Genomic DNA, 25,215 nt, shown 5'->3' with positions numbered 1-25,215 from the left:
CCGGCGTTCGTCACCGACGGGCGGGCCGCCCGTCAGTAGAACCCGTGACCACCCTCACCGACGCACCGGCACGAGTCCAGCGACCGACGTACTACCGGGCGGTCGACGGCCTGCGCGGCGTCGCCGTGCTCTCCGTGCTGATGTACCACACGAACCTCTACGACAACGGCCTGTTCGGCGTGGACCTGTTCATGGTGCTGTCCGGCTTCCTCATCACCGTCACGCTCCTGCGCGAGGCGGAGCGGACCGGCCGGATCAGCCTGCCGGCCTTCTACCGGCGGCGCGCCAAGCGGCTCCTCGTCCCGCTCTCGGTCGTGCTGGGCGCCACGGCGGTCGCCGTGGCCCGGCTCGGGCGCGCCGACGAGGCCGACCGCGTGCTGCAGCAGGGCATCGCCTCGCTGTTCCACGTCGCCAACTGGGAGCAGATCGTCCGCGGCGACTCGTACTGGGACGTCATGGGCGTGCCGGGACCGCTGTCGCACATGTGGTCGCTGTCGCTCACCGAGCAGTTCTACCTGGTGTGGCCGCCGTTGCTGGCACTCGTCTGCGCCGTCGTCACCCGGCGGCGGCACGCGGTGGTCGCGGGGCTGGCGGTGGGCGCGGCCGTGGCGATGACCGCCGTGACCGTGCTGACCTACGACGGCGCCAATGCGGACCTGCTGTACCTGGGCACCCACACGCACGGCGTGGGTCTGATGGTCGGCGCGATCGCCGCCGTCGTGCTCGTGGGGACCCTCCGGCGCCGGGCCGCCGGGGTTCCGCCGCGGGTCGTCCTGTCCGGCCGCGTGGCGGGGCTGGTGACGTGCGCCCTGCTGGCGGCGATCGTGGCGGTGTCCGTGCGGACGAGCACCTACACGGAACCGTGGCTGTACCGGGGCGGCGGCATGACGGTCGTCGCGGTCCTCGGAGCGGGGCTGGTCCTCGCCCTGACGCGCGAGGACACCGCCGTGGCGCGGCTCTTCTCGGCCACCCCGCTGGTCGAGGTCGGCATGCTCTCCTACGCGCTCTACCTGGTCCACATGCCGCTCTTCTGGGTCCTGCAGAAGACGCTGCCGGACCCCCGGCCGGCCGTCGTCGCGCTGGTGGGGATACCGCTGTCGGTCGTGCTGGCCGCCTTCGTGCACCACATCGTGGGCGAGCCCGTGCGGATCCGGCGCTGGAACCGAGCGGGTGGGGTCTCCTTCGCGGTGCTCGGCGTCGCCGTCTGCGGGGCCCTGGTGGTCGCGCCCACCCTGGTCCGGCAGGAGTCGGGTGCGGGTGACGTCCGGGTGCTGGTCCTCGGGGACTCGCTGGGTCACGACTTCGCGACGGCACTGACGACGTCCGCCCCCGAGGAGTTCGCGGTGACGGACGCGGCCTTCAACGGCTGCGGCGTGTTCAGCCCGCAGACCAGCCGGACCACGGCGGTCGAGCAGGGCCCTGCGCCCGGCTGCCTGCCGTGGGAGCGGCGCTGGCGCGATGCGGTCCGTGAGTCCGCGCCCGACGTCGTGGTCGTCAACCTGGCCTGGGACGGCGCCGAGCAGCGGGTCGGCGGACGGTGGATGAACCCCTGCTCGCGCGAGTACGCCGCACGGTACGCCCGGCAGCTCGTGACGGCGCTCGACATCCTCGAGGAGGGCGATCCCGGCCGTCCGGTGCTGCTGGCCACCTCGCGCGAGTTCACGCCCGTCGCGGCCCCGGAGTGGGCGGCCTGCCACACCGCCCAGCTCCGCGCCGTCGCCGCGCGGCGGGACTCCGTCGAGATGCTGGAGCTGCACGACGCCGTCTGCACGGACGACGCGTGCCGGCAGACGACACCCGACGGAGCACCCGCCTACATCGACACGGTGCACTTCACGCGGCCGGGCATGGCCTGGATCGCCCCGTGGCTCGGCGACGCGGTCAGGTCGGCCGCGCGGGCCGGATGAGCACCCGTGCCCGCCCGTCATGGGAGACCCGCGGCGTCGTCTGAGCACCTGTACCGGGTCGCGCCGGCCGGCGCGACCCCTCACCGGAAGGAACGGGACATGTACAACACCCCTGGCATCGCCACAGGCATCGGTACCGGCGCCGTCGGCACGGGAGTCCTCGCGGCGACGGGCTTCGAGTCCCTGTGGTTCGCCGTGGTGACGATCGGGCTCGTGGTGGGCGGGCTCGTCCTGGTCAGGGAGAGCCGGCGGCGCCGTGCGGAACCGGACCAGGACGCCTGAGGAGCAACCTGGGGCGGGCCGCCCGGCTCGCCCCCACGACGTGAGACGCAGGGGGAACGTGTGGGTCTGCTCAGCCTGGTGGCCGCGATGATCGTCGTCAGCTCGACGACGTACTTCGTGCTGCTCATTGCCTCCGGCGTCCGCGGGATCCGGCGGCACGGCAGCCCTCTCGCCGCGCAGGGACGGGCCGAGTACGGCGTGGTGCCCGCGGCGGTGCAGGACGGCTGGAACGTCTACTTCCTGGTGCCGTGCCTCGACGAGGCCGAGGTGGTCCACCGCACCGTGACGGGCCTGGTCATCAACCCGGGCACGACCACCGTCGTCGTCGACGACGGGTCGGACGACGCCACGGGCGCGATCGCCCTCGCCGCCGGTGCCGCGGGAGCTCGCGGCAGCGACGTGCACGTGGTCCGCCGCGAGCCGCCCCATGCCCGGCAGGGCAAGGGTGCGGCGCTGAACGCGGGCATCGCCCGCATCCGCGAGCTCGTGACCGGGCGCGGCCAGGACCCGGCGTCGGTGGTCGTCTGCGTCATGGATGCCGACGGCCGGCTGTCGCCCCGGGCGCTCGACCACGTGCTGCCGCTGTTCGAGCGGCCGCGGGTGGGCGGCGTCCAGCTCCAGGTGCGCATCCGCAACCGGACCTCGTTCCTCACCCGGTTCCAGGACTTCGAGTTCTGGGGGGTGGCGAGCGTGACGCAGGTGGGCCGGGCGGCCACCGGCACCGTCAGCCTCGGGGGCAACGCGCAGTTCACCCGGCTCACGGCGCTCGACCAGGCGGGCGAGCGCCCGTGGTCGGACTCGCTCACCGAGGACCTCGACCTGGCGATCACGCTCGCGCTGCACGGCTGGGAGCTGACCACCACGCCGTCCGCGTCCGTGGACCAGCAGGGTGTGGAGACCGTGCCCCGCCTGCTCCAGCAGCGCACCCGCTGGTACCAGGGGCACCTGATGGCGATCAGGCGGCTGCCCGCCATCTGGGGCTCGGCCCGCCTGTCGCACGCCGCGGCCCTGGAGCTGTCGTTCTACTGCCTGTCGCCCTGGCTGCTGACGCTCCCGTGGTCGGTGCTCTTCCACTACTGCCTGCTCACGGTGCTCCTGGACGGCTCCGCCCTGCTCGGCCGTGCGAGCACCCCCGGTACCGCGGTGGCTGTGGTGCTGGCCTGGTACCTCCTCGCCTTCGCCCCGGCGGTCTTCTCGGGCTGGCTGTACTGGCGGCGCGACCGGCGGGTCGGCATCTGGCAGGGCCTGCTGATGGGCAACTACCTGGTGCTGACGAACTACCTCTCCTACGCGTGCGCGTGGAAGGCGCTGGCGCGGGTGCTCCGCGGCGAGACCGCGTGGGTGAAGACCGCGCGGCACGGCGACGGCCCCGGCGAGCCGCGCTCCCGAGAGGTGATGCGGTCCCTGCAGGAGTCTCGGCAGGAACCCCGAGAGGAGGCGCCGTGGACGACGCCCTGACCGAGGCGCCGGACCCGTCGGTGGAGATCCGGATCGTGGGCGCCCGGACGCCGCCGCCCGCCGTCGGCCCGCGTCTCCTGGCGGCCGTGCCGGTGGCGGTGCTCGGGATCGCCGCGCTGCTCGGTACCGACCGCTTCCGGCACGGCGAGGCCGTGCTCGCCGCCCGGTTGCTCGACCAGGTGTTCTCCCGGCCGGCGATGGTGCCCTCCGCCGGGCCCCTGCTCTCCTACGAGACCACGGCGGGCGGCGTGCCCGTCTGGGCCGCCGTGCTGGTGACCGGGCCCGTATCGGCGTCGTGGTGGGTGGGTGGAGCGCTGCTCGCCGTGGCGCTGATGCTGGCCCTGTGGCGCCGCGCGCCCGCGGCGGGGCTGCTGGTCGCGGGCATGACGACGGTCGCCGTGCTCGGCGTCGTCGGCACGGCCCGCACGGTGCTGGTCGTCGAGGCGACCGCGCGCTGGGGCGACACGGGGTTCGCCTGGATGATGCACACGGTGGGTGGTCCGGCCCTGATGGCCTCCACCCTGTGCCTGTGCGCGCTGCTGTTCACGCCGGCCGGCCTGCTCGGGGTGGCGCGCCCCACGGGCGACGCCTGATCGCTGAGCCCGCGTCGTCCCAGGTCACCGGGGTTCTGCCCGGCGGGTGACATCACAGCGGTGGCCGTCATCGCCCCCGCCCGCCTGCGTCGGTCACGGTGGCTCGCGCCCGCGGGCCGTTCGTCCGAGCAGAGAGAAGCAGCATGCCCCAGACAGCTCGCCGCGAGGTCGCAGTGCTCTACGGGACCCGGCCGGAGGCCGTGAAGCTGGCCCCGGTCGTCAACGAGCTCAAGCGGCGGAACACCCACGTGCCGAGGGTGGTGACCTCCGGACAGCACCGCATGATGCTCGACCAGGTCAACGAGCTCTTCGACATCGTCCCCGACCACGACCTCGGCCTGCTGCGCCGGGGCTACTCGCTCGACGACGTCCTCGTCGGCGCCGTGCGGGGCTTCAGCGAGTACCTCGACGCGCACCCGGTGGACGCGGTGGTGGTGCAGGGCGACACCACGACGGCGTTCGCCGGCGCGCTCACCGCCTACCACCGCCAGGTCCCGGTGGTGCACGTCGAGGCCGGCCTGCGCACCGGCGACGTCTACTCCCCGTTCCCGGAGGAGGGGAACCGCAGGTTCATCACGACCGTCGCCGCCCGGCACTGCGCCCCCACGGACCTGGCCGCGCGCAACCTGCGGCACGAGCACGTACCCGCGCACCACATCACCGTCACCGGCAACACCGTGATCGACGCCCTCATGCACGCCGCGTCGCGGCCGGTGCGCATGAGCGACTCCGTCATCGAGAACGCCGTCCAGGAGGGGCGGCGGGTGATCCTGGTGACGGCGCACCGGCGTGAGTCCTGGGACGACGGGATCGAGCGGGTCGCGCGGGCGCTCGCCGAGGTGGCCCGCCTCTTTCCCGACGTGCTCGTCGTGGTGCCGCTGCACGGCAACCCGATCGTGCGGGAGGCGATCGTGCCGGCCGTCTTCGGCGCCCCCAACGTCGTCCTCACCGACGCCCTGCCCTACGGCGAGCTCACGCGCCTCCTCTCGCGGGCGACCCTCGTGGTCACCGACTCGGGCGGCATCCAGGAGGAGGCGCCGGCGTTCGACGTGCCCGTGGTGATCACCCGCGAGACCACCGAGCGTCCCGAGCTGCTCGACGCCGGCGGCGGCGTGCTGGTCGGCACGCACACGCGGCGCGTGGTCGACGCGATCAGCGCGCTGCTCACCGACGAGACGCTGCACCGGCGCATGGCGTCGGCACCCAGCCCGTTCGGTGACGGCCATGCCGCGAGCCGCGTGGTCGACGTGGTCGAGAACCTGCTCGCTGCGCGGTCGGCCCAGGACGACGTCGCCGGGTGGACCCGGCAGGCACTCGCCCGCTGATCCGTGCGGCTCCCGCCGGTTGCTCGGCCCGTGCCCGGAAGCTGGGGTTCTCGGGCGCGGGCCGAGCTTCCGGCGGGAGCCGCGTCCCGAGAGGAGACGTCCGTGCCCGATCTACCGTCCAGCCCACCGCCGCTCCCGCCCCTGCCCGACGAGGCGGTGCGGCTGGTGCGGCTTTCCCGCACCCTGACGCGGGCCGCCGTGGGCGTGCTCGTCGTCGTGCTCCTGGTCCTGGTGGTCGTGCTCGCCGTGGCGGGCCGGTACCCCGCGGCCGCGCTGGCGGCGTGGGTGCTCGTGCACCTGCTCGTCGTGCCCGTCGTCCGGCGGCGCCCAGAGTGACCGGCGCTTGAGCATGCATTCGCATGTTTTATCCCTCTGGCCAGGCAGATCACCCTCCCGATCACCACTGTGTCTCGCGACACGCCGGTGGTGTCGCGGCGTCTCTCCCAACGCGTACACCGGTACGCCGACGGTCCGGCCGAGCGGTTCGGCCGTCGTGGCGAGGAGGGGATCTGGATGCCGATGACGACGGGGGCCTGGCAGCGCGAGATCGGTCCGGCGGGGCAAGGGGTCCGGGGTCCCGGGGCGGCGGACGATGCGGCCGGTGAGCCGGAGGAGCCCGGCGACGTCGAGCTGTTCGGCCGGGCCCGCGCCGGGGACACGCTCGCGATCGACCTCGTCTGGCGGCGGCACTACCCGTACGCCGTCAAGGTCGCCCGGCGCTACACCCGCAACCCCGCCGATGCGGACGACCTGGCGGCGGAGGCGTTCGTCCGGATCCTGTCGCTGCTGCGCGAGGGGCGCGGCCCGCGGGAGCACGGCAAGACCTACGTGGCGCGCACCGTGCGCAACATCGCCACCGACCGGTCCCGCCGCCGGCAGCCGTCCATGGCGGAGATCGACGAGGCGCGCGACCTGCCCGCCCCGGACGACCCCGCAGCGGCCGCGCTGTCCGCCATGGAGCTCGGTGACGTGCTGGAGGGTCTGGCGGCCTGCCCGCCACGGCAGCGGTACGCGATGCAGATGACGGTGTTCGAGGGCGTCCCGATCTCCCTGGTGGCCGCCGACCTGGGCATCTCCAGCAATGCGGTGGCGGCCCTGCTCGTCCGGGCGCGCGAGTCGATCCGCCGGTTCGTGGCGCGAGGCGTGCACGAGCACGGCGCGGCCCGGGGCGCGCCGCACGGCTGACGCGGACGTCTAGGCGGCGTGGTCGGCGTCGAGGAGACGCCGTAGGGCAGCCAGGTCCGAGGGCAGCGGCCGTACCGTGATCCGGACCGGGGCGCGCAGGATGGTCGGGTTCTTCCGGGCCAGGCCGGCCAGGGTGTCCCGGGCGCGGGCGACGGACGCCAGCATCCGGCCCGCGGGCTCCGGCCGGCCGAGCACGACGGCGACCCCGTCCCGGTAGCCGGACGGCCACTCCTCGCCGAACGAGAGCCGGACCGCCTCGCCGAGCAGCACGTCGCGCTTCCACCGCACCAGCCGCCCGGCGGCGCTGACCCCGCCGACCCGCCCGTCGATGGTCACCAGCACCAGGGACCCGCCCTCCCGCGTGCTCTCGATGCCCGCGAAGACGTCCGCGGCGCGCGCCAGGAACTCGCCGTGCCGGGGCAGCCCGCTCATGCCGCGTGCCGCGAGCCGGGGGTCGGGCCCTGTCTCCGCCGTCTCCCAGCCGGTGGCGAACGCCACCGCCACCGACTGCGGCAGGGCGGTCAGGCACAGGTCGTAGAGCACCCCGACGTCGCGCAGGCCCTCGGCGACCCCCACGTCGGCCAGCGCGCGAGCGGTGCCGAGCGCCCGGGCGGGCGCCTCGGCGGCCAGCCCGTTCATCACGGCGTAGGCGAGCGGGACGACCGCCGGGCTCGACCAGTCCTCGGGCATGCGCCAGCCCTCGGCGACCGTGTGCCTGCGCCAGCGCGCGCACAGCGTGCCGAGTCCGTCGTCTCCTGCCGGTGCCTTGTTCATCGCCGGGCTAGACGGTGGCACAAGAGGGTGATGACGGCGCAACCGGAACGAGCTCCTGGATCGCGGATCACCCCCCGGATCACCCCGCGTGATGCGGGGTCATACCCCACCCGCCAGTAGTATTTTACGCAATCAGGACAACTCCATCGAGGTGCCAGGGAGTACTCCCGGATGGTCGACACGACCAGTTCCACTGCGTCTTCCGCCGTGTCTTCTGCTGCGTCTCCCACCGCGTCGCGGCCGTCGTCGCGCGCGACCCGGGACGCCTCCGACGAGGAGCTGCTCGCAGAGTTCCGCTCCGGGCACGACGCCGCCTTCGCCGAGCTCTACGCGCGGCACCACCGGACGGCGGCGTCCGTCGCCCGGCGCGTGGTGGGCCCGGGACCCGCCGCCGACGACGTGGTCGCCGAGTCGTTCACGGCGCTGCTGGCGGCCGTGCGACGCGGGGGCGGTCCGTCGGGCAACGTCCGGTCCTACCTGCTGACCACGGTGCGCAACACGGCCGTCGGCTTCCTGCGGTCGCAGCAGAAGGCCGTGCCCGCCGAGGCCGAGGTGATCGACCGCCCGCACGAGGACGGCGACGGGCTGGTCGCCGCCGACGACGACCACCGCGTCCGGCGTGCCTTCGCCGAGCTGTCGCCGCGGTGGCGCCGGGTGCTCTGGTACGTCGACGTCCACGACCTCCCGCCGTCCCAGGTGGCACCGCTCCTCGGGGTCTCGCCCAACGCGGTGTCGTCGCTGGCGCGACGGGCACGCGAGCGGTTGCGGCGCGCGTACCTGCAGGCCCATCAGGACCGGGTGGCACCCGGGTGCGAGGACTACGCCCCGCACCTGGCGCGGTACGTGGACGAGACCCTGGCCCTGCCGGTCCACCGCCGGGTCGGCACGCACGTGCTCGCGTGCGTGCACTGCGCGGCCGCCGTCGACCAGATGCGGGACCTGCGGCGCCGGATGCGCGGCCTGCTGCTGCCGCTCGGCCTGCCCGTCGCGGCGGCCGGCGAGCTGCCCGAGGAGCACGGTGCGGAGGGACTGCCCGACGGGTGGGCAGCGGTCCGTGGCGGGCACCGAGGGGTGCGCGCTCTGGGCCGGCGCTGGTGGTGGGCGCGACCCCGGGTCGGACGCCGGGAGATCGTGCTGGTGACGGCGTGCGTCGCCCTGTGCGCGCTGACGCTGTCCGCCGTCGCCGCCTCGGGCGTCGTGGGCGGGTCCGTGCCGGACGTCCCGGGGCTCACCGTCGCCGGATCGGCAGCCGGTGACGACGAGCCGGAGCGCGGCCCCGTGCCCGCGGGCGACAGCCGGCCACCGGGATCCGGGGGCCGGGACGACGCGGACCCGCCGACCGGTGGTGCGGGAGCGTCTCCCGGCCGCCGTGACGCCGCGGGTGACGTCAGGGACCGGGTGGACGGCACGGGCCGCACCGACGACCGGCCCGCGCGGTGGGAGGTGCCGGGCGACGGGCCGGGCGACGGCGGCGGCCCGCCGCTGGTCGACCTGACGCCCCCGGCGCCGGGTCCGGTCCTCGGCGGGCGTCCGCCGTCCTCGCTGCCGCCGGACCCGGCACCCCCGTCGGAACCCGGCCCCCGCCCGACGGCGTCCCCCGTCCCGGAGCCGGACCCCCTGACCCTCGTGATCGAGCACGACGACCTGGGGGACCTGGTGCCCGGCCGGACCGGGGTGCTCGGCGCCACGGTGTCGAACCCGAACGCCGACCCGAGCGGCCGGGTGGTCGTCGAGGTGGTGCTGCCGGACGGTGTCACGCTCGACACCGCCGGCCGGGCACGCGCCGTTACCGCGTGGTCCTGCGACCAGGGCCCGTCCGCGCGGGTGGTCTGCACCGTCGGCACGATCGCGGCGGGTGCCACCTCCACCGTCCTGGTGCCGGTGCTCGTCGCCGCGGACCTCGCCGTGGGCGACGTCGTCCTCCGGCTGGACCTCCACGGGGAGGGCGTCGCCCGCACGAGCGTCAGCGAGCCCGTGCCGGTGCGTGCCGGGTCGCTCGCGGCACGGTACGTCGCCACCGGTGCGGTCGAGATCACCCAGGTGGGCGCACCCGTGCTGCACTGCGCGCCGGCCGCCCCGGGCTGTGCCGCGGTCGCCGCCGGCACCGCCACCGGTCCCACGCAGAACAACAACGCCTGGGCCATGGTGGCCGTGGACGCCCTGGGCACGGGCACCACGTCGTCCGCGGCCGTGCTCGACGTCCCCGTGGGGGCCGAGGTGCTGGCCGCGCGGCTCTACTGGTCGGGCGGGTGCGCGGGCACGATCCCGCCGGCCCGGGTGGCACCGCCCGGCGGGACGCTCACGACCGTCGAGAACGTCACCGTGGACCGCTCCGGGAGCCAGGTCTACCAGGCGAGCGCCGACGTGACCGACCTGGTCCGCGCCGGGGGAGCGGGCACGTGGGGCGTGGCCGACGTGTGCGCCACCGAGGCGGTGGGCGGGTACGCGGGCTGGGCCCTCGTCGTGGTGCACCGGCCGGCCGGGTCGGGCCCGGCGGGCCCCGGGCTGGCCATCGTGTACGACGGGCTGCTGCCCGTCTCGTCCACCGCGGGCGAGGGGCACTTCTCCGTCGCCGGACGGCCGGGCACCACCGCCCGGGTCGGCGCCGTGGTCTGGGACGGCGACCGCAGCGTGCCCGGCGACCAGCTCCTGTTCGACGGCGCGCCGCTGGTACCGCTCCGGTGGATGGGTGCCGGTCCGGGCGGTCCCGGATCGGGCGACAACGCCTTCGACTCCACGGCCTGGGGCTCCGCGTACGCCAACGCGCTCGGCGTCGACGTCAAGCCGTTCGAGCCCGCGTTCCTGACCTCGACGCGTGCGCAGCTCACCGCCGTCGAGACCAACGGCGACGCGTTCGTGGTGGGTGTGGTCACGGTCACGACCGGGAGCTGAGCCGCGCCCGCACCATCGGGTCCAGCAGCCCCAGCTCCCGGGCCCGCCGCAGAGCCTCTGCCCGGTCGTGCGCGCCCAGCCTCCGGTACAGCTCGCGGATCTGCGTCTTGACCGTGTTCCGCGAGACGAACGACACCCTGGCCACCTCGGTCGAGGTCAGGCCGTCGGCCAGATGGTGCAGCACGACGAGCTGCCGGTCGGGCACCACGACGAACTCGACCGGCACGGGTGCGCCGCGCCGGTCCAGCACCTCGTCGGCCCGCTCGCGCACCGCTGCGGGCGTGTCGACCGCGAGGCGGCGCAGCACCGAGGGCGCCGCCCACCAGTAGGGCAGGCCGCCGCCGGCCTGCTGTGCCAGCGCGACCGCCCGGGACAGCTCGCGCCGGGCGCCGTCGGGCACGGCGGGGCCGGCCCCCGCCGTGGAGGTCCCTGCCGCGGCGGTCAGTGCCTCGGCCGCCAGGAGGTGCGCCTGGAGCCGTGCACCCGTCGTCCAGCCCGGGCCGTCGGCGGAGACGGCGGGCAACGCGTCGCGCGGCCGGCCCTGGGCCAGGTGGACGTGGGCGTCGAGCAGCGCGGCGGCCGGTGTCCGGAGGCTCAGCGCGCCGGCGACGACAGCGGCGTGCGTGCCGCGGCCCAGCGCCAGATAGAGCCGGCCGAGGTCGAGCGCGAGCAGCGGCGGAATGCGCACGTCGGCCTCGCTCGGGCCGCCTCCCGGGCCGAAGCGCGCGCTGCCGTCCGCGCCGCCGTCCGACGGGGTCAGGCCGCGCCGCGCGAGCACGTCCCGGAGCCGGTCCACGGCCGGCTCCTCCTGCCCGCGCAGCGCGCAGAGCGTCACCTCGGCGTGCAGCCCGGCGAACCACAGGTCCGTCCCGGCCGCGTCGCGCACGGCGGACAGCAGGGGGTGGGCGAGCTCGTCGTCGAGGTGCTCCAGGCGGACGAGCGCGGCGGTCAGGGCGGCCGGGTCACCCACGGCCTCACGCCACCAGGCCGGTGGCTCGGGCAGCATGTCGGCCTCACCCGACCAGTCGGACGCGGACCGGACCCCGGAGTCCAGCGCGTGGACCAGGGCGGCCAGCTCCGCCGCGGCGGCGGCCAGCGGCAGCGCGCCGGACGCCAGCGCCCCGAGGTAGGCCGCCTCGGCACGTCGGAGGGCCTCGTCGAGCAGCCCGGCCTCGGCGGCGGCGAGCGCGGCCTGCAGCTTCACGAGCACGCGGGCGACGTCGGACCCGGCCACGGTGTCGAGCAGCCCCCGGGCCACCCGCAGGGCGTCCATGGCCCGCCCCGACCGGCGGAGGCCCGCGACCCGGGTGAACGTGGTGAGCGGGCTCTCGGGACCGCCCGGGTCGGACGCGGGACGGCGGCCTTCCGCCTGCCGGAGCAACGGGTGCCGGGGGTCGCCGTGCCGGCCGGGGGTGCCGCGGGTCACGGACAGCAGGGCATGCAGCTCGGCGGGCACGTGCCCGGAGGGGGCGGACGCGACGGCGGCCCAGAGGGCGCCGTGCAGGGTCGCGTCGTGCCCGTCCAGGACGGCGGTCCAGGTGTCGTGCAGCAGATCACGGACGAGGGCCGGGTCGCCGGACTCGAGCGCGACCAGGAGCGCCCCCCGTGCGTCACCTGCCCCGGCTCGCCGGCGGGCCGCCCTGGCGGCGCGCCGGGCCAGCTCGCCGGCGTCGCGGCCCCGCGCGTAGTCGAGCAGCGCGCGGCGCGCGTGCGGGTCGAGGGCCAGGTCGCCGTCCGGGCCGGCAGGGTCGTCGAGCACCAGGCCGGTGGCGACGAGACGGTCCATGAGGGCCGCGGCGCCGGGGACGGCGTCGAGCAGCCCGGTGGCGGCGAGGTCCGCGAGGCGGAACCGCGGGGCCAGGCCGGCCTCGACCAGCAGGCTGACGGCCTCCTGGGGCAGCACCGCGCGCACGTAGGCCCCGCGGTGGGCGGCGGCCGTGGCCGCGACGGTCTCGTCCGTGAGCGGGGTGCCATGGGCGTTCGTGCGGCGCAGCTCCTCCAGGACCGGGTAGACCACCGGTGCCCAGCCCGCCACGGCCGTGACCAGCAGCCGCGCGTGCGACCGGGTCAGGGGCACCCCCGCCGTCGCCGCCGCGGTCCGGGCCTCGTCGGGATGCACGGCGAGGTCCCGCAGGGTCAGCTCGGTGTGCCGGACAGCCGGTGCGTCCCCGTCCGCGGACCCGCCGGCCGGTGCCCAGCCGTCGGAGGTCGGGACCGGTCCGGGCAGGGGTACCGCGGTCAGCGCGACGACGCGGCCGCGGCGCACCATCCGTGACATCCGGTCGAGGAAGGCCAGGGCGGCGCCCGACCCGTGTCCCAGCCGGTCGACGACGAGCACCGCGTCCTGGGCGTCGAGCGCGGCGGCCAGCGCCTCGGCCGACGGGTCCGGCTCCACTCCGGCGACCCCGGAGAGCCGGGCGCTCGCGGCGCGGCCGAGCGCGTCGCCGTCCAGGGACTCGCGCTCCGGCACGTCCACCCAGACGACCAGCCGCCCGCTGCGGAGCAGCCGCCGGGACCACAGCGCGACGGCGGTGCGGCGTCCGGCTCCGCGCGGCGTCCGCAGCAGCACCATCGCCGTCGGACCTGCCCGCAGCGCCTGGTCGAGCGCCAGCTCGACGTACGGCCGCCGGTGCACGCCCGGCGGGAGCGCGGGCAGCAGCTCCCCGGCGCGCTCGAGCGACCCGGGTGGCGCCTCGCGGGACATCAGGCCGGGCCCTGCGGCCGTTGTCCTGCGCAGGGCTCGGTCGGTCGGAGCCACGCCGGGTGCCGGATGGTCCGCCGGGCCGGGCGGCGACGTCTCCACCAGGCCCCTCGACGGGGCGGGTGGTGCCGGGCAGCGCACGCGCGCGGCGGGACCAGAGCTGGGTTCACACTCGGGTAGGACGGCGGGCCCGCGTGATCGTGTCGGGTGACCTGGGTCACACCCTCGCGTGGGACGTCGCCCACGCGACGGCGTGGTCCGCGATCTCCTCCCAGCCCGGCTGGGACACGAGGCGGTGCGTGCGGCCCGCGTACTCCCGGTACTCGACGACGGCGGGGCTGCCGGTCCCGGTGTACTTCGCGACGATCGCCCGGCCGATGGCCGGCGGCACCACGTTGTCGATCTCGCCCGTGATCACGAGGAACGGGGCACGGTCGGCGCGGGCGTAGTCGACGTGGGTGACGCCGCCCCTCTCGTTCGGCACCGACGCGACGCCCTCGAAGAAGACCCGGTTGTACGACGGGACGGCGTACTGCTCCCAGAGCGCGTCCGACTCGGCGCGGGACACGTCGTTGCCGAACGTGAAGTGGAAGTGCGCCTTCGAGATCGGCTTGGCGCCGTTGCGCCCGAACGGGTTGGACAGGATCGGCAGGCCGGTGCGCAGGGTGGACGCCGGCAGCGTGGTGACGCCGGCCGTCTGGCCGGGTGCGACGCCCACGTAGGCGGCGCCGAGGCCACGGTCGGCGAGCATCTGCGTGATGACGCCGCCGAACGAGTGGCCCATGATGATCGGCTTGACCGGCAGCGCCCGGATGATGCGCTCGTAGTGGTCGGCGATCTGCTCCAGGCCGATGCCCTTGAGCGGCTCGGGGTTGGCGCGCACGTCGGCGACGCTGCGGTCGTCGATGCCCGGCCAGCCCGGGACGATCACCTCGTGACCCGCGGCGCGGAACCGCTCGGCCCACGTGTCCCAGCTCCTCGGGGTCATCCACAGCCCGTGGATGAGGACGATCGGGCGCTTTCCGGTGGTGCTGCCGTCGGTGGTCGTCGTGTCGGGTGCGGCGTTCATGGTGGGGCTCCTTGCGGTCGGGGACCGGGTCCCCGGTCCGTCGTCAGGAAGAACGATCGTTCTTTCTCTGTTGTTCCCGACGGTAGCGCCCCCGCCCGGCGGGCGTCAACGCCAAAGAGAAAGATCGTTCTATGCTGAGTCGTATGGCACCCAGGACCACCGCCTCCCGAGCCCCGCGCAAGACAGCCGACGGCGGGTCCGAGGCACGCGAGCGGTTGCTGCGGACGGCGTCCGAGCTCTTCTACGCGGAGGGCATCCACGTGGTGGGCGTCGACCGGATCCTCGCCGAGGCGGGGGTCACGCGCGCCACCTTCTACCGCCACTTCCCCGGCAAGGAGAAGCTCGTGGAGGCGTACCTCGGGGTGGAGGACGCGAACCTGCGTGGCGCGCTGGAGGGCGCACGGTCCGTGACGGACGACCCCGTGGAGCTCGTCGGGCTGATCATCCAGGGCATCGCCGAGGACGTCGCTCGGCACCACACCCGCGGCTGCCCCTTCATCAACGCCGCCGCCGAGTACCCCGACCCGGACAGCGGCGTGCGCCGCGCCGTGGACCAGCACCGCGCATGGTTCCGCGGCGTCCTGGAGGAGGCGCTCACCGCCTCGGGCGCGAAGGACCCCGGGACCGCGGCCGGCCAGCTCGTGCTGCTCCGTGACGCCGCTCTGGTCGGCGGCTACCTCGACGGCTGGGACACCGTGCGCGTGGCGTTCGTCGACGCGGCCCGGCAGGTCGCGGGCCTCGAGCCGGCGGCCTGAGCCGCGGTCCGGCGCCTGAGCCGCATCAGGCCACGTCCACCCGAACGCAGTGCGGCCCACGTGGCACCGCACCGAACGAGGGGCGTCGGTTCGGTTCCTCGACGGGTGCCCGTCGGGCGGAGTTCACCCGTGGGTCAGCACCCGGCGGTTGCATGGGCGAGGCGCCTCGCCGCGCCGCCAGCACGGGGTGAGTCCCCGCCGGGCACCCGTGCGGGCACCCGCCACACCAGGCACGAGGAGACGATCATGCGCGGAAGAACCATCGTCGGAGCGGCCCTGACGGCCGCGACCCTGCTCGCGGGGCTCGCCGCCGTGCCGGCGTCGGCCGCCCCGGGGTCGAGCGGACCGGTGTCGAGCGGACCGGCGTCGGCCGCGGCGCCGCTCCCGGTGACGCGGCCCGGGTGCGGTGCCGAGCTGGGCGAGCCGCACGACGCCGCCCACGCGCACAACGACTACGAGCACGACCGCCCGCTGTACGACGCGCTGGCCAGCGGCTTCACCAGCGTCGAGGCGGACGTCTGGCTGGTCGACGGCGAGCTCCTCGTGGCGCACGACCTGGTCGACGTCGACCCGGACCGTACCCTGGAGAGCCTCTACCTCGACCCGCTCCAGGACCTGGCGCGCGGCCGGGACCGGAGCGTCTACCCCGGCTGGGACGGCAGCTTCCAGCTCCTCGTCGACATCAAGTCCGAGGGCGAGGCCACCTACGCCGCCGTCCACGAGGCGCTCGCGGAGCACCGCTCGATCCTCACGCGCTCGGTGCACGGCCGGGTCCGGACGGGCGCGGTGACCGCCGTCATCAGCGGCAACCGGCCGCTGGAGACCATGCGGGACCAGGACGTGCGGTACGCGTTCTACGACGGCCGGTCCGGCGACCTCGGGTCGGGGCTCCCTGTGTCCCTCATGCCGCTGGTCAGCGACAACTGGACGAAGCTGTTCACCTGGCAGGGCGAGGGCCCGATGCCCGCCGCCGAGCGCGAGCGACTGCGCGCCGTCGTGGACCAGGCGTACTCCGCGGGCTACCGGGTCCGGTTCTGGGCCACGCCGGACCAGCCGGGCGCGGCGCGCGAGGCGGTCTGGACGGAGCTCGCGGACCCGGGCGTGGACCACGTCAACACGGACGACCTGCCGGCCCTGGACGAGTTCCTCACGGCCCGCTGACCGCGGACCCCGTTGAGTGCTGGATATTCGCCCCTGAGGGGCTCCGAAAAGGGCGAATATCCAGCACTCGACGGGTGGTGGTCAGGAGGCGAGTGCGGCCGTCGGCGGGGTGCGGGCCGCGCGGAGGGCCGGGTAGAGGCCCGCGACCGCGCCGATGACGAGCGTCGCGGTGACCGCCACGACGATCGCTGCCGGTGGGAGGGCGAACGGCCAGCCGTTGACCGCGGCCATGATCCCCGTCGCGGCCGTCCCGAAGGCGCTGCCGAAGAGCCCGCCCAGCGCGGAGAGCAGGAGCGCCTCCGCGAGGAACTGCACCAGCACGTGCCGGCGGGTGGCCCCCAGGGAGCGGCGCAGGCCGATCTCGCGGCGCCGCTCGAGCACCGAGATGATCATGGTGTTGGCCACGCCGATCCCACCCACGAGCAGCGCGATCGAGCCGAGGCCGAGCAGCAGGCCGGTGAACGCCTGGTTGGCGGCGGTCCGCGCCGCGAGCGCGTCGGACGGCCGGGACACCTCCACCTCGTTCGCCGCCTGCGGTGCGATCGTCGGGGCCAGCAGGGCGCGGACGTGCTCCACGGCGTCGTCGGCCGAGCGCTCGTAGATCATCGTCGGGCTGCCGTCGAAGCCGAACAGGTCGGCGGCGACGGCGGAGCCGACGAGCGCGGCGGTGTCGAGCTCGGGGGCCAGCGCCACCGGGTCGAGGATCCCCACCACGGTGAACGACGTGCCGCCCAGCCAGACCTGCGTGCCCGGCGACACCACCCCGAGACGTTCGGCGGCGACGCTGCCGAGCACCACCGCGGGAAAGCCCGCGGTGGCCGGGTTGAGCCACACCCCGGACCCGACCGTGCCGGAGACGACGTCGAGCAGGTTCTGATCGGCCGCCATGGTCGCGATGCCGCCGGTGGCGTCGGGGTCGGACAGCGAGCTGCGGTAGACGGGCTGCGGCAGGGTCGCAGTGCTGCTCGCGCTCTCGACCCCCGGCACCCGCCGCACCTTGCCGAGGGTGTCGGGCGGCAGGGTGGCCCGGTCGCCCGTGAGGGTGCGGCCTGCCTGCGCGGTGAGCAGGTTGGTGCCGAGCTGCGCGAGCTGGTCGTTGAGGCGGGCCTGGCTGGACGACGAGACGCCCACCACGGCGACCATCGCCGCGATGCCGATGGCGATCCCCAGTGCGGAGAGCACCGCCCGGGTCGGCCGGGCGCGCAGCCCCGTGGTGCCCAGACGCAGCACGTCCCGGCCGAGCAGCCGTGACCGGTCCGGTCCACGACCCTCCGGCGGCGGGCTCGCCGTGACCGGCGGGGGAGCGGTGACGGTGCTCATGCGCCGGCCTCCGGTCCGGTCGTGTCGCTGACCACGCGCCCGTCCCGGAGGGAGATCCGGCGCGGGAGCCGCTCGGCCAGCTCCGTGTCGTGGGTGATCACCACGACCGTGGTGCCCTGGGCGTTGAGCTCGTGGAGCAGCTCCACGATCGCCGCACCCGAGGTGCTGTCGAGGTTGCCCGTGGGCTCGTCGGCCAGCAGCAGCGGCGGGTCGCCGACGACGGCGCGGGCGATCGCCACCCGCTGCCGTTCGCCGCCCGAGAGCTGGTGGGGGTGGTGGTCGAGCCGTCGGCCGAGCCCCACGCGGTCCAGCGCCTCGGCGGCCCGCCGTCGTCGTTCGGTGCGGGGCACCCCGGTGTACAGGAGGCCGTCGGCCACGTTGTCCAGCGCGGTGACGCCGTCGGCGAGGTGGAACTGCTGGAACACGAACCCGATCCGGTACGCGCGCAGCGCGGACAGGGACCGGTCGTCGAGCTCGGACACGTCGAGCCCGTCGATGCGGGCGACGCCCGCGGTGGGCCGGTCGAGGGTGCCGATGAGGTTCAGCAGCGTGGACTTGCCGGAACCGCTGGGGCCCACGATCGCGACCAGCTCGCCGGGCATGATGCGCAGTGTCACGCCCGCGCAGGCCAGCACCGGCGGCTCCCCGTACGAGCGCCGGACGTCGTCGAGGGCGACCAGCGGGTTCAGCAGGCGCGTGGGCGGCAGGACCGTCGTGGTGGTCATCGCTGCGGCACCACCACTCGCTGGCCGGCCTCGACGTCGTCGCCGGAGATCTCGACCCGGCCGCCGGCGAACAGGCCGGTGGTGACGGGCACCTGGCGGGTGGCGCCGTCCGCTCCCACGACCTCGACGCCGAACTGGTCGGGCGTGATGGCGATCAGGGCGCCCACGGGTACGGACAGCACGTCCTCCCGCCGTTCGCTGGGGATGTCCACGGTCACGGACGCCTCCTGGAAGGCCTTCGCCTCCTTCGCGGAGTCCAGGGCGACGACGACCGGGATGACCGTCTTCCGCTGCCCGGTGGCGTCCTCGGCCTCCGTGGGGGTGCCGGCCGAGGTGATGGTCCCGCTCGTCTCCCGGCCGCCCGGCAGGCGCACCGTGACCGGGTTGCCGATCACGGCGAGCTGCTGGTCGTCCAGGCCCAGGTCCATGCTCACGACCTGACTGGTCCCGGTCGCCTCGAACAGCTCGGCCCCGGGCCCGACCTGGCTGCCGACGCTCGCGGTCAGCGTGCCGACGCGCACGCCACCGGCCGAGAACAGGACCGACCCCAGCGGCAGCTTGCCGGTGCGTTCGAGGTCGTTCGCCTCCTGCCAGTCCATGATCGCCGCGGTGGTGTACCAGTCGAACGTCTCGTCCGGCTCGACGTCGAGGTACCCCAGCGTCCGCAGGTTCTCCTCGAGCTGTCGCACGTCGGGTCCGTCGCTCATGCCCGCGGCGAGGTCGCGCCAGGCCGGCACCGTGCCCCGCAGCAGGAACACGGGCACGTTGTCGACGGCGTAGAGGCGCCCGCCGGGGCGCACCACGGAACCGGCGTCGGGCAGCCCGGTCACCACACCCCCGCGGGCGGACTGGACGGGCCTCGGGTCCGCGTACCGCAGCGTGCCCTGGGCGGTGGTGCTGCCCTCCAGGTCGCCGCGGACCACCTCGTCGGTGTCGCCCCGGAACGCCTGGGCGGACTGCCCCTGCTCGTCCGCGGAGCTCGCGAACGCGTGGATCCCGAGCCCCGCGCCCCCCGCCATCGCCGCCACCGCGGCCAGCCCGACGACGACGCGCCGGCGCCGCCGCCCGTGCACCCGCGCCATCAGCTGCCCAGCCCGGTCGAGCCGCCGACGCCCTGCGGCGCGCACTCGGCGAAGACGTCGTCCGGCACGTCCATGGGGATGGTCAGCGACTCGCCGGGCCCCGGGTCGGCCACGTCGATGCCGTTGTCGCGCAGGCAGGCGGCGATCTCCAGCCACTCGGCGCGCTGCTCCTCGTCCGACATCGACGGTCCGCCGCCGGGCGCGGCCGGTGGCTGGCCCAGCTCGCCCTGGCAGACCTCTGCCGCCTCCATGAACGCGTCGCCGGCCTGCGCCTCGACCGACCCGTCGCTGTTCGGGTCCGCCATGTCGACGCCCTGGTCGCGCATGCACGAGGCGAACGCGAGCTGGTAGTCCTCGAGGGACTCGAACTGCTCGGTGCCGCTGTCCGCGGTGCTCTCCGCGTCGGGTGCGTCGCCGGCGGTGCCGCAGGCGCTCAGCGCCACGAGCAGCAGGGGGACCGCCAGGACGGCGGCCAGGGACGGGGTTCGGCGCTTCGACATGAGGTGCTCCTCCGGTTCGGTGCCACGGTCTGTCCGTGGACGTCGCCCAGTCGAGCACCGGGGGTGTTGCCAGGGTGTTCAGGGTTTCCTTTACGTTCTCCCAACGCTGCGTGTGATTGCCTGGGCGAGGTTCGAGCAGGGTTTCGAGCAGGCCCGGGAGGTTCGTGGTGCGTGTACTGATCGTCGAGGACGAGCCCTACCTGGCCGACGCCGTGCGCGTCGGCCTCCGGCGGGAGACCATCGCCGCCGACGTCGTCCACGACGGGGCCGCGGCCCTCACGTCGGTCGCCGACGCCGCGTACGACGTCGTCGTCCTCGACCGGGACCTGCCCGGCGTCCACGGCGACGAGGTCTGCGCGCGCCTCGCGCGGGACCATCCCGAGGTGCGGGTGCTGATGCTCACGGCCGCCCGCACGCTCGACGACCGCGTCACCGGCTTCGAGCTGGGCGCCGACGACTACCTGCTCAAGCCGTTCGAGTTCCCCGAGCTCGTCGCCCGGCTGCGCGCGCTCGAACGCCGTACCCAGCCCGCCCGGCCTCCGGTGGTCGAGGCCGACGGGGTCCGGCTCGACGCGTTCCGCCGGGAGGTCTACCGCGACGGCCGGCTCGTGCGGCTCAGCCCCAAGGAGTTCGCCGTGCTGCAGGTGCTCATGAATGCCGACGGCGGGGTGCTCAGCGCGGAGGAGCTGCTGGAACGTGCCTGGGACGCCAACACCGACCCGTTCACCAACACGATCCGGGTCACCATCTCCAACCTGCGCCGCCGCCTCGGCGAGCCCTGGGTCATCCGCACGGTGCCCGGCGCCGGCTACCGGTTCGGGGGCTGACGTGCGCAGCGGACGGCTCACGATCCGGGCCCGGCTCACCCTGAGCTACGCCGGCCTCGTCACCGGGTGCGGCGCGGTGCTCATCACCCTCGTCTACCTCTACATGCGGTACGTGCCGAGCTACCGGATCGCCCCGGCGCAGGAGCTCCTCCCGGAGGACTACCAGCCCACGGGCCCGGCCGGGCGGGCACAGCCGGTGGACGCGATCCAGATCACCAGCGCCGAGGACTTCCTGAGCAACCTGCTGACGGCCTCGGCGGTCGCGCTGGTGGTGCTCGCGGTGCTCGGCGGCACGGTCGGCTGGCTGGTGGCCGGGCGCATCATCCGGCCGCTCGCCGCCATCAACGCCGCCGCCAACCGCGCCTCCACCGGCACGCTGGACCACCGCATCGGCCTCGACGGTCCCGCCGACGAGATCCACGACCTCGCCGGCACCTTCGACCGCATGCTCGCGTCGCTGGAGCGTTCCTTCGCGGCGCACCGGCGGTTCGCCGCCAACGCGTCGCACGAGCTGCGCACCCCGCTCGCCACCACCAAGACCATGATCGACGTCGCCCTCGCCGACCCCGACGCGGACCGGGCCGACCTGCGCCGGCTGGCCGAACGGGTCGGCGAGGTCAACCGGGCCAGCGTCGAGACCGTGGACGCGCTCCTCGACCTCGCCGCGGCGGACTCCGGTACGGCGGCCCGGGCCCCGGTGGACCTCACCGACCTGGTGCACGGCGTCGTGATCGCCCTTGCGGACGAGGCGGTCGACGGCGGCGTCGACCTGACCGCCGAGGGTCCGCCGGTCGCGGCCCTGGGCGACCCCGTGCTGCTGCGCCAGGCCGTGACCAACCTGGTGCGCAACGGGATCCGGCACAACGTGCCCGCGGGGCACGTGACGGTCCGGGTCTCGGCCGACGCCGACCGCGCGTGCGTGACCGTGACGAACAGCGGCCCGGTGGTACCCCAGGAGTCGCTCGACGCGCTCACCGAGCCGTTCGTGCGCGGCGCCGGGCGGGCCTCCACGCGCGGCTCGGGTCACGGGCTCGGCCTGGCCATCGTCGCGGCCGTCACCACCGCCCACGAGGGCACGCTCGCGCTGCACCCCAACCCGGAGGGTGGCCTCACGGTGCACCTGGACCTGCCCGGCGCGGGTGACCAGCGGGTGATCAGCGCCGCAGCTCCACCGCGCTGAGGCCCGCCAGGCTGAGGATCACGCGGTCGCCCGCGTCGACGACCGTCGCGAGCACCTGGTCGCACCCCGCGCACCGGGCCACCAGGCCGGGTGCGTCGGTGTAGACCATGGCCTCGGCGAGCGCGGCCATGTGCCCGCAGCCGCCGCAGCGTCCGCGCGCCGTGGTCACGTCGGCTGTGAAGACCTCGGAGAGCGCGCCCGCGAGCACGTTGCCGTCGAGGTGTGTCATCTGAGCCCTCCGAAGCGCTCGGTGTGGATGTCCCCGGGCTGGTGGCCGAGCTCCTGGAGCCAGCCCGCCACGGCCTCGACGAAGCCCGTCGAGCCGCAGACGTAGACACGCGGCCGGTCGGCCGCGGCGATGGTGCGGGCGGCCAGCGTGTCCCGGGTGAGCCGCCCGACGGCGTCGGGCCAGCCGTCCGGCGCCTCCCGCGTGTACACGAGGTCCAGGCCGAGAGCCGGGCCGGTCAGCGCGGCGAGCTCGTCGGCGAAGTACACGTCGGCCGGTGTGCGGACCGAGTACAGCAGCCGGAAGGGCACGTCGTCGTCCGCGGCGCCGTGCGCCGCGGCCATGGCGTACAGCGGCACGACGCCGGAGCCGCCCGCCACGAGCTGCACCGGACGGCTGCTCTCACCGGGCCGCCAGACGAAGAACGCACCCAGCGGGCCGTGCAGCTCGAGCTGGTCGCCCGCCCGGAGCTCGCGGACCAGGAACGGCGAGACCTCGCCGTCGGGCAGCTCGTCCACCGCGAGCACCACCCGGCCGGGGGCCGTGGCCGTCGCCGGGGCGGATGCCGCGACGGAGTAGGAACGGCTCGCCTGGTAGCCGTCGGGGGCGGTCAGGCGCACGTCCACGTGCGCGCCGGCCTCGCTCCCCGGCCAGGTGGGCACGTCGAGCACCAGCCGGGCGGCGGACGGCGTCTCGCGGCGGGTCTCGGCCACGGTCGCCACGTGCCACGCGGGGCGGGTCCGCGGCGGGGCCGAGAGAACGGGCTCGGCGCTCACCAGTACCGCTCCTCCTTCCAGGGGTCCCCGTAGAGGTGGTAGCCGTACTGCTCCCAGAAGCCCGGGTCGTTGTCCGGCATCATCGTCAGGCCGCGCAGCCACTTGGCGCTCTTCCAGAAGTACAGGTGCGGCACGAGCAGCCGGGCCGGGCCGCCGTGCTCGGGGTCGAGCGGAGCGCCGTCGGCCTCCACGGCGATCCAGGCCTTGCCGTCCAGCAGGTCCTCGAGCGGGACGTTCGTGGTGTACCCGCCGTAGGAGTGCGCCATGACGAACTCGTGCTCGGACTCGACGTCCTCGAAGACCTTGTCGAGGCTGACGCCGCGCCAGGACATGTCGAGCCGGGACCAGTGCGTCACGCAGTGGATGTCCACCGTGACGTCCTCGACCCCCAGCGCGAGCAGCTCGTCCCAGGACCACCGGTGGTCGGTGCCCGTCTCGTCACGGATCGTGAGCTCCCAGTCCGCCGTGTCCACGTGCGGTGTGGGCCCGGCGCTGAGCACCGGCCAGTCCTGGACCAGCGTCTGGCCCGGCGGGAGGCGGTCGTCCCGCTCACGTCGGCGGCCGGAGAAACCACGGGTGGCGAAGGACATGCTGACTCCCGTCCGGGTGACCGGGGCCGGGCGGGGTGGCCCGGCACGATGGTGGCACCAGCGTAGGGCCGCCCGTGGCACCGGGGCGCGGGAAAGCGCCCGTCCGTGCGGGCGAACTTGCCCGGGCCGCCCGACGGCGGGCGGCGCGCCGTCTACGCTGTGCCGCATGGAGCACGACAGGCCCGTGATCCTGCTGGTCGCCGGCGAGCACGCCGACGTCGTCGAGCAGGAGTTCCGCGCCCGGTACGACCGGGACTACCGGATCGAGCTGACCGCGGGCGCGGACGCCGCCCTGGACCGTGCGCGGGCGCTCGTCGCCCAGGGCGAGCAGATCGCGATGATCGCCGCCGAGCAGCGCCTGGACGACGGCACCGCGATCGAGCTGCTGCACCAGGTGCCCGCAGTCGTGGCGACCGCGCGGCGGGTCGCGCTGGTCCCGTTCGAGATCTTCGCCGAGAGCCTGGACGACCTGCGGGCCGCGACGATGCGGCGTGAGCTGGACACCTTCGTCATCCTCCCGCGCGGACCCCGCGACGAGGAGTTCCACACCGCGCTGATCGAGCTGCTGTCGGAGTGGAACTGGTCGGTCGGACGCCCCGTGGTGACGGTGACGGACCTGGTGGCGGAGCCCGGCGACCGGGCCGCCGCGGCGATCCGGGACCTGCTGGAGCGGCTCGGCTTCCCGTACCGCTCGCTCACCCCCGCCGACGACGACGCGCACGCCATCCTGGAGGCCGCCGGCCCCGGGGCGGAGCTGCCCGTGGTGAGCACGCACACCGGCCGCACGCTGTCGGGGGCGACGTCGGCGGCGGTCGCCGAGTCGATCTACGGCGGGTTCGACTCGATCCCGGACGGCGTGATCGCGGACGTCGCGATCGTCGGGGCCGGTCCCGCGGGGCTGGCCACCGCCGTCTACGCGGCGTCCGAGGGGCTGGCGACGGTCGTGCTCGAACGGGACGCGATCGGGGGGCAGGCCGGGTCGAGCTCGATGATCCGCAACTACCTCGGGTTCCCGCGCGGGATCTCGGGGATGCGCCTCGCGCAGCGGTCCCGCATCCAGGCGAGCCGGTTCGGTGCGCGCTTCTTCACGGGTCGCCCCGCGATCCGCGTGGAGCCCGGACCACCGAACGAGCCGGAGCACCAGCACGTGCACGTCACGGGCGCGCAGCTCTGCGCGCGCACCGTCGTGCTCGCCACCGGGGTGGCCTACCGGCGCCTTGGCGTGCCGGGGGTCGAGGAGCTCGTGGGTGCCGGCGTGTACTACGGCGCGGCCACGTCGATGGCACGCGAGATGCAGGACCGCGACGTCTACGTGGTCGGTGGCGGCAACTCCGCGGGGCAGGCGGCCGTGCACCTCGCCAAGTTCGCCGGCGGGGTGACGATCCTGGTGCGCCGGGCGAGCCTTGCCGAGACGATGTCGGACTACCTGGTGCGCGAGATCGAGGCCACGCCGACCATCCAGGTGCGCACGCGGACGGTCGTCGCCGACGGCGGCGGCGAGGGCTGGCTCCAGTGGCTGCGCCTGGAGGACCTCGACACCGGCGAGCACACCAAGACCTCCGCCGACGGCCTGTTCTGCCTGCTCGGTGCGGAGCCGGACTGCGCGTGGCTGCCCGAGGGCGTGGCGCTCGACGAGCGCGGCTTCGTGCTGACCGGCCGCGACGTGCCCCGGGAGTCCTGGGTCGACGGGCACCCGCCCGCGAGCCTGGAGACGACGGTGCCGGGCGTCTTCGCCGTCGGCGACGTGCGTGCGGGGTCGATGAAGCGGGTCGCCTCCGCGAGCGGCGAGGGCGCGTCCGTGCTGCCGCTCGTGCACGCCCACCTGGCGCGGCTGCGCGCCCGCGAGTTCGGCGCCTGAAACCAGACATCCGACCGATAACGATGCAT

At 75.1% G+C, this 25,215-nt stretch carries 23 protein-coding genes; 13 read left to right on the top strand and 10 right to left on the bottom strand.

Translation table 11 applies throughout. The annotated features are described in order from the left end of the window. Positions 1-44 precede the first annotated feature (44 nt). The 7 genes from ACO229_RS17475 to ACO229_RS17445 all read left to right on the top strand — a co-directional run bounded on the left by ACO229_RS17475 (position 45) and on the right by ACO229_RS17445 (position 6,750). Entirely contained in the window at positions 45-1,907 is a 1,863-nt protein-coding gene (locus ACO229_RS17475; protein ID WP_423462296.1) for an acyltransferase family protein, read from the top strand. Positions 1,908-2,006: 99 nt separating this feature from the next. Next, entirely contained in the window at positions 2,007-2,189 is a 183-nt protein-coding gene (locus ACO229_RS17470; protein ID WP_397414293.1) for a hypothetical protein, read from the top strand. 60 nt (positions 2,190-2,249) lie between these two features. Further along, positions 2,250-3,647 (top strand): glycosyltransferase, encoded by a 1,398-nt coding sequence (locus ACO229_RS17465; RefSeq protein ID WP_423462295.1) that lies wholly within the window; start codon positions 2,250-2,252, stop codon positions 3,645-3,647. Next, entirely contained in the window at positions 3,632-4,240 is a 609-nt protein-coding gene (locus ACO229_RS17460) for a hypothetical protein (protein ID WP_423462294.1), read from the top strand. The genes ACO229_RS17465 and ACO229_RS17460 overlap by 16 nt, the downstream gene beginning before the upstream one ends. Positions 4,241-4,383: 143 nt before the next feature. Continuing rightward, entirely contained in the window at positions 4,384-5,565 is a 1,182-nt protein-coding gene (gene wecB, locus ACO229_RS17455; RefSeq protein ID WP_423462293.1) for a non-hydrolyzing UDP-N-acetylglucosamine 2-epimerase, read from the top strand. A 102-nt stretch (positions 5,566-5,667) separates the two neighbouring features. Beyond that, entirely contained in the window at positions 5,668-5,901 is a 234-nt protein-coding gene (locus tag ACO229_RS17450; protein WP_423462292.1) for a hypothetical protein, read from the top strand. A 177-nt stretch (positions 5,902-6,078) separates the two neighbouring features. Then, on the top strand, positions 6,079-6,750 hold the full coding sequence (locus ACO229_RS17445) for an RNA polymerase sigma factor (protein WP_423462291.1): 672 nt from the start codon (positions 6,079-6,081) through the stop codon (positions 6,748-6,750). Positions 6,751-6,759: 9 nt separating this feature from the next. Here ACO229_RS17445 and ACO229_RS17440 read toward each other — a convergent pair whose 3' ends face one another. Continuing rightward, complete coding sequence (locus ACO229_RS17440; protein WP_423462290.1) at positions 6,760-7,524, bottom strand: hypothetical protein; 765 nt, start codon at positions 7,522-7,524, stop codon at positions 6,760-6,762. Between the two features lie 207 nt (positions 7,525-7,731). Between ACO229_RS17440 and ACO229_RS17435 the strand changes: the two genes are divergently transcribed. Continuing rightward, positions 7,732-10,416 carry a sigma-70 family RNA polymerase sigma factor gene (locus tag ACO229_RS17435; RefSeq protein WP_423462289.1) on the top strand — a complete coding sequence of 895 codons (2,685 nt, stop codon included), beginning with the start codon at positions 7,732-7,734 and terminating at the stop codon, positions 10,414-10,416. Here ACO229_RS17435 and ACO229_RS17430 read toward each other — a convergent pair. Both ACO229_RS17430 and ACO229_RS17425 read right to left on the bottom strand, forming a co-directional pair. Further along, entirely contained in the window at positions 10,400-13,120 is a 2,721-nt protein-coding gene (locus ACO229_RS17430; RefSeq protein WP_423462288.1) for a LuxR C-terminal-related transcriptional regulator, read from the bottom strand. The genes ACO229_RS17435 and ACO229_RS17430 overlap by 17 nt on opposite strands. A 214-nt stretch (positions 13,121-13,334) precedes the next feature. Continuing rightward, the gene (locus ACO229_RS17425) at positions 13,335-14,186 is read right to left on the bottom strand and encodes an alpha/beta hydrolase (RefSeq protein ID WP_423462287.1); all 852 of its coding nucleotides are present in this window, start codon (positions 14,184-14,186) and stop codon (positions 13,335-13,337) included. A 143-nt stretch (positions 14,187-14,329) separates the two neighbouring features. Between ACO229_RS17425 and ACO229_RS17420 the strand changes: the two genes are divergently transcribed. After that, positions 14,330-14,941, top strand: coding sequence for a TetR/AcrR family transcriptional regulator (locus tag ACO229_RS17420; protein WP_423462286.1), 612 nt, complete (start codon positions 14,330-14,332; stop codon positions 14,939-14,941). 246 nt (positions 14,942-15,187) lie between these two features. Beyond that, positions 15,188-16,102 carry a phosphatidylinositol-specific phospholipase C/glycerophosphodiester phosphodiesterase family protein gene (locus tag ACO229_RS17415; protein ID WP_423462285.1) on the top strand — a complete coding sequence of 305 codons (915 nt, stop codon included), beginning with the start codon at positions 15,188-15,190 and terminating at the stop codon, positions 16,100-16,102. An 81-nt stretch (positions 16,103-16,183) separates the two neighbouring features. Here ACO229_RS17415 and ACO229_RS17410 read toward each other — a convergent pair whose 3' ends face one another. The 4 genes from ACO229_RS17410 to ACO229_RS17395 are packed head-to-tail and all read right to left on the bottom strand — an operon-like array spanning position 16,184 to position 19,729. Continuing rightward, positions 16,184-17,422, bottom strand: coding sequence for an ABC transporter permease (locus ACO229_RS17410; protein WP_423462284.1), 1,239 nt, complete (start codon positions 17,420-17,422; stop codon positions 16,184-16,186). Further along, positions 17,419-18,147 carry an ABC transporter ATP-binding protein gene (locus ACO229_RS17405; RefSeq protein ID WP_423462283.1) on the bottom strand — a complete coding sequence of 243 codons (729 nt, stop codon included), beginning with the start codon at positions 18,145-18,147 and terminating at the stop codon, positions 17,419-17,421. Before ACO229_RS17405 ends, ACO229_RS17410 begins: the two co-directional genes overlap by 4 nt. Next, complete coding sequence (locus ACO229_RS17400; protein ID WP_423462282.1) at positions 18,144-19,229, bottom strand: peptidoglycan-binding protein; 1,086 nt, start codon at positions 19,227-19,229, stop codon at positions 18,144-18,146. Before ACO229_RS17400 ends, ACO229_RS17405 begins: the two co-directional genes overlap by 4 nt. Then, a complete protein-coding gene (locus tag ACO229_RS17395) occupies positions 19,229-19,729 on the bottom strand; it encodes a hypothetical protein (protein ID WP_423462281.1) in 501 nt (166 codons plus the stop codon). Before ACO229_RS17395 ends, ACO229_RS17400 begins: the two co-directional genes overlap by 1 nt. A gap of 167 nt (positions 19,730-19,896) precedes the next feature. On the opposite strand from ACO229_RS17395, the gene ACO229_RS17390 reads away from it, so the two are divergent. Then, positions 19,897-20,556 carry a response regulator transcription factor gene (locus ACO229_RS17390; protein WP_397414258.1) on the top strand — a complete coding sequence of 220 codons (660 nt, stop codon included), beginning with the start codon at positions 19,897-19,899 and terminating at the stop codon, positions 20,554-20,556. A 1-nt stretch (position 20,557) separates the two neighbouring features. Beyond that, complete coding sequence (locus tag ACO229_RS17385; RefSeq protein WP_423462280.1) at positions 20,558-21,736, top strand: sensor histidine kinase; 1,179 nt, start codon at positions 20,558-20,560, stop codon at positions 21,734-21,736. Here ACO229_RS17385 and ACO229_RS17380 read toward each other — a convergent pair. From ACO229_RS17380 to ACO229_RS17370, 3 genes are read right to left on the bottom strand one after another with little or no spacing between them, the layout of a single operon-like run. Continuing rightward, a complete protein-coding gene (locus tag ACO229_RS17380; RefSeq protein WP_423462279.1) occupies positions 21,711-21,965 on the bottom strand; it encodes a DUF6510 family protein in 255 nt (84 codons plus the stop codon). The genes ACO229_RS17385 and ACO229_RS17380 overlap by 26 nt on opposite strands. After that, the gene (locus tag ACO229_RS17375) at positions 21,962-22,738 is read right to left on the bottom strand and encodes an FAD-binding oxidoreductase (RefSeq protein WP_423462278.1); all 777 of its coding nucleotides are present in this window, start codon (positions 22,736-22,738) and stop codon (positions 21,962-21,964) included. The genes ACO229_RS17380 and ACO229_RS17375 overlap by 4 nt, the downstream gene beginning before the upstream one ends. Beyond that, positions 22,735-23,328, bottom strand: coding sequence for a molybdopterin-dependent oxidoreductase (locus tag ACO229_RS17370; RefSeq protein WP_397431506.1), 594 nt, complete (start codon positions 23,326-23,328; stop codon positions 22,735-22,737). Before ACO229_RS17370 ends, ACO229_RS17375 begins: the two co-directional genes overlap by 4 nt. 166 nt (positions 23,329-23,494) lie before the next feature. Between ACO229_RS17370 and ACO229_RS17365 the strand changes: the two genes are divergently transcribed. Next, on the top strand, positions 23,495-25,186 hold the full coding sequence (locus ACO229_RS17365; protein WP_423462277.1) for an FAD-dependent oxidoreductase: 1,692 nt from the start codon (positions 23,495-23,497) through the stop codon (positions 25,184-25,186). Positions 25,187-25,215: the final 29 nt, after the last annotated feature.

It is taken from the genome of Promicromonospora sp. MS192, assembly GCF_049532985.1.
GTDB lineage: Bacteria > Actinomycetota > Actinomycetes > Actinomycetales > Cellulomonadaceae > Promicromonospora.
The sequence above is the reverse complement of the archived record's forward strand: the minus strand, read 5'-3'. Positions and strand labels throughout refer to the sequence as shown.

Coding starts and splice junctions, on each gene's coding strand:
- ACO229_RS17365 (WP_423462277.1), top strand. CDS start 23,495: ATGGAGCACGACAGGCCCGTGATCCTGCTGGTCGCCGGCGAGCACGCC.
- ACO229_RS17370 (WP_397431506.1), bottom strand. CDS start 23,328: ATGTCCTTCGCCACCCGTGGTTTCTCCGGCCGCCGACGTGAGCGGGAC.
- ACO229_RS17430 (WP_423462288.1), bottom strand. CDS start 13,120: ATGTCCCGCGAGGCGCCACCCGGGTCGCTCGAGCGCGCCGGGGAGCTG.
- ACO229_RS17410 (WP_423462284.1), bottom strand. CDS start 17,422: ATGAGCACCGTCACCGCTCCCCCGCCGGTCACGGCGAGCCCGCCGCCG.
- ACO229_RS17405 (WP_423462283.1), bottom strand. CDS start 18,147: ATGACCACCACGACGGTCCTGCCGCCCACGCGCCTGCTGAACCCGCTG.
- ACO229_RS17425 (WP_423462287.1), bottom strand. CDS start 14,186: ATGAACGCCGCACCCGACACGACGACCACCGACGGCAGCACCACCGGA.
- ACO229_RS17420 (WP_423462286.1), top strand. CDS start 14,330: ATGGCACCCAGGACCACCGCCTCCCGAGCCCCGCGCAAGACAGCCGAC.
- ACO229_RS17400 (WP_423462282.1), bottom strand. CDS start 19,229: ATGGCGCGGGTGCACGGGCGGCGGCGCCGGCGCGTCGTCGTCGGGCTG.
- ACO229_RS17470 (WP_397414293.1), top strand. CDS start 2,007: ATGTACAACACCCCTGGCATCGCCACAGGCATCGGTACCGGCGCCGTC.
- ACO229_RS17380 (WP_423462279.1), bottom strand. CDS start 21,965: ATGACACACCTCGACGGCAACGTGCTCGCGGGCGCGCTCTCCGAGGTC.
- ACO229_RS17440 (WP_423462290.1), bottom strand. CDS start 7,524: ATGAACAAGGCACCGGCAGGAGACGACGGACTCGGCACGCTGTGCGCG.
- ACO229_RS17415 (WP_423462285.1), top strand. CDS start 15,188: ATGCGCGGAAGAACCATCGTCGGAGCGGCCCTGACGGCCGCGACCCTG.
- ACO229_RS17395 (WP_423462281.1), bottom strand. CDS start 19,729: ATGTCGAAGCGCCGAACCCCGTCCCTGGCCGCCGTCCTGGCGGTCCCC.
- ACO229_RS17445 (WP_423462291.1), top strand. CDS start 6,079: ATGCCGATGACGACGGGGGCCTGGCAGCGCGAGATCGGTCCGGCGGGG.
- wecB (WP_423462293.1), top strand. CDS start 4,384: ATGCCCCAGACAGCTCGCCGCGAGGTCGCAGTGCTCTACGGGACCCGG.